Here is a 4,882-nt window from a genome sequence, read left to right as displayed (position 1 = left end):
CCACCCGCTACGAAAAACGGGCCTACATCTCCCTCGGCACCGTCACCCTCGCAGCCCTCATCATCTGGCTCCGCACATGATCCGAGAAACACTGCCTAACCCGCGCGATTTGCCACGGCGGCCGGGCCAGATCCGCCAAGCGCGGCGCGGGCGCTGTCGGCGGTGCGGCCGAGAGGGCCAGGAGGACCCGCTCGCCGCCCTCGGCCTGGCAACGCCGTCGTGCTGCGGAACACTCGCTACCTTGACGCCGTCGCCCAGCTCCGCGCCGAGGGCCATGAGATCAAAGACGAGGACGTCGTCCCCATCTCCTCTCTCAAAGACCGGCACATCAACTTCCTGGGCCGCTACATAAGCGAGCCCGTCTGGGGCGGCCTCGTCGGAGCCATGGCCGGTTACTGACGTTGAAGCCGGGTTGTCTTGGGGGCTGACGATCGCTGATCGTCGCGGTATCCCGGAGGCATGAGGTAGCGGCAAGGGCGGGGGTCTGACCGCGGAGAGGCAAGCATTCCGTGGGCGGATTCGGATGGAAGCAGTGGCGGTGTTCGCCGCCGGGCGGGGCAGCAGCAAGGTCGCGAAGGAGTTACGGGTCAGCGTCCGGTCGGTCCAGCGGTGGCGGCAGGCCTGGAGTGCGGCCGGCCGGGACGGGGTCCGTTCCCGCGGACCGGCGTCTCGTCCCAAGCTGAGCAATACGCTCTTCGCCGTGCCCGAGGAGGAGCTGGCCAAGGGCCCGGTCGCAGACGGCTGGCCCGACCAGCAGTGGACGCTGGCCGGGATAAAGACCCTGATCGGCCGCAGGTTCCACAAGTCGATGACGCTGTCGGGTATCTCGCATGTGCTGCGGCGGCACGGCTGGAGTCATCAGGTTCCGGCCCGTCGGGCGGTCGAGCGTGACGATGCGGCGGTGGCCGGCTGGGTGAAGGACGTGTGGTCGCACGTGGAACCACCGCGGCGGCGCTCGGGGCCCGGATCGTCTTCGGGGACGAAGCCGGATTCTCGATGACGCCGCCGACCAAACGCACCTGGAGCCGGCGCGGCACCACAACCGTCATCCGGGTCGCGCACGCTCCCAGCGCCGCTTCTCCACCGCCGCCCTGTGCTGCTGAAAACCCGGCGAACGCTCCCGCCTCATCCACCGGCCCAAACGGCACACCGATGACAAAGCCAGCGGCCGCAAGAGTTTCGCCTGTACCGAGTACCGCGACCTCCTCACCGCCGTCCACCAGCAACTCGGCGCACCCATCGTCCTCGTCTGGCACAACCTGAACGTCCACAAAGACCGCCGCATGCGGGGCTTCACCGACGCGCAGGACTGGATCACCGCCTACTACCTGCCGCCATACGCGCCCGACCTCACCCCTGTGAGGGGTTTTCAGACGCTGGCGTGAGAGGCAGTCCTTCTCCGTGATGCGGCGGGCGTTCGGGGCGCCGATGCACCACGTCCGGTGGTTTCTGTACCAGAGCAGCGGTGTCCGCCTGGCCCCGCAGCAGCGGTCAGGGCGGCATCTGACCGATGCCAAGCGCGAGGAGATACCCGCGGCACCGCCGCCGGAGAATCTGCCCGGCAGCGTGAGATTTCTCGCAACGGTGGCCGGGCCGTCTGAGGTGGGCGTGGTGCCGATGGCTACTCCGAGCCGGTGACCTGCTGGGTGTCGGGCGCGCTGAAGTAGCCGGTGGGAAAGCTTTGCACCATCACCGCCGGAACAGGACGACGGTGCTGGCAGGGCGGCAGTGGCGCTGCCTGCGAACTGGCAGAAGGCGGTGATGTTGTCGGGATCACCGCCAAAAGCAGCGGTGTCGTCCTGAACTCAGGTCAGCGCGGGGAGCTGATCCAGCAGGCCACGTGCGGCGAGCCGAGCTTTACGGGCAGTCCCTGAGCCCACACAAAACGCCGCTGACAGTGCCACATTCACAGCCGGGGCAGGTCCGCGAGAGTCTCTCCCTCCGGCGCCGAACCTACCAGACTCGGGCACGCCAAAGCCATCACGCCGCCCGGACCGCAGAGAGCACGAACACTACTCACGGCTGTTGTACGGGCGTTGGGTGATTGACAAGGTCGCAGAGGCTGTCACTCTGACAGCGGATCAGATCCGCTCTCCGGAGAACCAATCACTAAGGAATTTGACTTGAACTCTTCGCAGCCCCAGCATCATGAAGAACACGATGTGATCGTGGTCGGCGGCCGCCTGGCCGGTGTTTCCGCTGCGATTCATCTCACCAAGCAGGGTAGAAGTGTCTTGGTACTTGAGAAGGAGTCCATTCTCAAGGATGTTCTGTCGACGCACTTCATGTGGCCTCGCGGGGCCAGTTATCTGAACCGGCTCGGCATCCTGGATCAAGTGGTTGAGAGTGCCCCGTTTTTCGAGGAGGTCGATCTGGCGATCGAAGACGCATCCATCCGAAGTTCCGTCTCGATCGAAGACCTGAGGTCCCGGTTCCGGATGCTCCACGGAGATGATGGTGGTGTCACCGGTGCCAGTTTCTCGGCGCGCAGGCACCTACTGGATGATATTGTCGCCCGCTATGCCGTGAAGTGCGGTGTGGACTACCGGTACTCCGCGAAGGTGACGGATCTGGTCCGGGAGGACGGGCGGGTTGCCGGCGTACGTTGGCGATCACATGACGGGAAGGAAAAGAGTGCCCTTGCCCGTGTGGTTCTGGGAGCCGACGGCCGCCGTTCGCGGGTTGCCCGGCTGACGGGGGCAAGGAAGGTAGACGAGCGGGAGAACTGTACGTTTGCGTGCTACACATACTTCTCTAGCCTCTCTCTCACGACTCCCACTATGCACCGCCGGGGCCGACTCGGCGTGGCGCTCTGCCCGACCAGCGAGAACCAGACGATGGCTCTGGTCTACGGGCCGAGTGAGTGGTACCAGGGATTCCGACGAGACCCAGAAGGGAACTTCGTCAAGGCACTCCAACACGTGGACGGGAAGCTCGCCTCCGCCGTGGCCGACGGAGAACGACAAGCCGGATTCTTCATGACCAATGATCAGAGCGCGTACATACGCGAGGTGGCCGGGGACGGCTGGGCCCTGGTCGGAGACGCGGCATCGTTCACGGACCAGTGCACGGCCAGTGGAATGAGCCACGCACTCAGGGACGCCGAGCTCATTGCCCAGACAGTTGGGCTTGCGCTGGCCAGCCATGGCGACATCAGTGCCGCACTGGCAGAGTATCGGGAACTACGTCATCGCGACGCCTGGAGCTACTACGAGTTCGTGGCCACTCAGGCCGAGATGCAGGCGGCCTCCGTATCGGAGGTGGAGCTCTACCGGGCGGTGAGCTTGAACCCGGTGTATTCCCGCAGGCTCATCAGCGTGTTCAGCGGCGCTACCGATCCCGATGCTCTCTTCTCTATAGAAAGCGTACAAGAGATCCTCGGCGGACTCAGCACACCGGGTGCCGATCTACCCAAAGACGACACCTGGAATCGATCAGGCAACCCTTTCGTCGCCGACAGCGCCGACGACCAGGAGCGACTGGCGCTGACCCACACCACGCGCAGCTTTGCCTCGCCCGCAGGTAGTCGGCTGCTGGAGCGGACCGAATCATTCCACCAGTGGTATCGGGCACGCGTCGAATCCGAGACCTGGCTCTACTCCAGAACCCTCACCGCGGCACCACGGTCCACGACCCGGCTCGTGGACTCCTGCAACCGGGTCCTGGAAGGCATCAACTTCGCCTCCCAGGACTACCTGGGGCTCAGCAGTCACCCGGCGGTCATCGAGGCAGCGACATCGGCTATCGCCGAGTACGGCGTGCACAGCGCCGGGTCCGCCGTAGCAGTCGGTAACACACCCATCTCGCGAGCGCTGGAGCAAGACATCGCCGGATTGCTTGAGATGGAACACGTCACGCTGTTTCCCACCGGCTGGGCCGCAGCTTACGGGCCGATCAATGCGCTGGTGCGACCTGGTGATCATGTCGTCATGGACCGGTTCGCCCATGCCAGTCTCAGCCAGGCCGCCTACGGCGCATCCCGCAACGTTCATCGTGTTCCCCACCTCGACACCGAAGCCACGCGGGTTGTGCTCGGCACACTGCGGCGGAAGGACCAGCGCAACGGGATCCTGGTCGTCACCGAGGGACTCTATTCGATGGACGCCGACAGCCCGGACCTGGAACGGCTGCAGGACCTGTGCCACGAGTACGAGGCGACACTTCTCGTCGACGTGGCACACGACCTCGGCGCGACCGGCCCGGGCGGGCAGGGTCAGATCGGTATCCAGAAACTGCTGGGTCGTGTCGATCTGGTCATGGGTAGTTTCTCCAAGACCTTCGCCTCCAACGGCGGATTCGTGGCGACCAACTCGGCCGCTGCCCGCAGTTACATCGAGGTCTACGGGACGTCACACGTGTTCTCCAATGCCCTGTCCCCGGCTCAGACCGCCGCGGTCCGCGCGGCATTGGCCATCGCAACCTCGGACGAAGGGGGACTGCTGCGTGAGAATCTCCTGACGGGATCGATCGCCCTACGCGACGCGCTGGCCGCCTACGAGCTTCCCAGCCTGGGTAATGCTGGTCCCATCGTTCCGGTCGTCATCGGGGACGAACGGGTGGCCCGGCTAACCTTCCGGGGCCTGCGCCCGCGCGGGGTGGCCGCCGGAGTCGCGGAGTATCCCATCGTGCCCGCTGGCGCCTCACGGCTGAGACTTCAGGTCATGCCCTCCCACACACCCGCTCAGGCCAAGGAAGCCGCTGCGCTGATCGCCGATGTCGTCGCGGAAGCGCGCGCTGCTGTGAACAGCATGGACAGCAGCTCCGCAGGCCGCTGCGCAGAGTAAGCTTGTCCTACCTTCCAGACGTGGGCCTGAGGCGGTCATTCGTAAGATCGTCGGACCCCAGGGGCTCTGGGTATGGCTGTGAGCTTGTCGCCGTTGGA

4 protein-coding genes and 1 pseudogene are annotated in these 4,882 nt (G+C 65.3%); all 5 read left to right on the top strand.

Annotated features, from left to right (window positions below; genetic code table 11):
- The first annotated feature begins 219 nt into the window (after positions 1-219).
- Positions 220-399 carry a Tn3 family transposase gene (locus IF89_RS43445; protein ID WP_051808077.1) on the top strand — a complete coding sequence of 60 codons (180 nt, stop codon included), beginning with the start codon at positions 220-222 and terminating at the stop codon, positions 397-399.
- Between the two features lie 124 nt (positions 400-523).
- Positions 524-622: pseudogene (locus tag IF89_RS49885) on the top strand (hypothetical protein); the annotation flags it as partial.
- Positions 623-700: 78 nt separating this feature from the next.
- Positions 701-1,000: a helix-turn-helix domain-containing protein gene (locus IF89_RS49880; protein ID WP_420707004.1), complete on the top strand. Its 300-nt coding sequence runs from the start codon at positions 701-703 to the stop codon at positions 998-1,000.
- Between the two features lie 127 nt (positions 1,001-1,127).
- The gene (locus tag IF89_RS49875) at positions 1,128-1,385 is read left to right on the top strand and encodes a transposase (RefSeq protein WP_420707003.1); all 258 of its coding nucleotides are present in this window, start codon (positions 1,128-1,130) and stop codon (positions 1,383-1,385) included.
- A 738-nt stretch (positions 1,386-2,123) separates the two neighbouring features.
- Positions 2,124-4,784, top strand: coding sequence for an aminotransferase class I/II-fold pyridoxal phosphate-dependent enzyme (locus tag IF89_RS43435; RefSeq protein ID WP_078628733.1), 2,661 nt, complete (start codon positions 2,124-2,126; stop codon positions 4,782-4,784).
- Positions 4,785-4,882: the final 98 nt, after the last annotated feature.

The sequence above is a fragment of the Streptomyces sp. NRRL F-2664 genome, from assembly GCF_000719345.1.
GTDB lineage: Bacteria > Actinomycetota > Actinomycetes > Streptomycetales > Streptomycetaceae > Streptomyces.
Note: the sequence above shows the minus strand (reverse complement) of the source record. Positions and strands in the feature narration are given on the sequence as shown.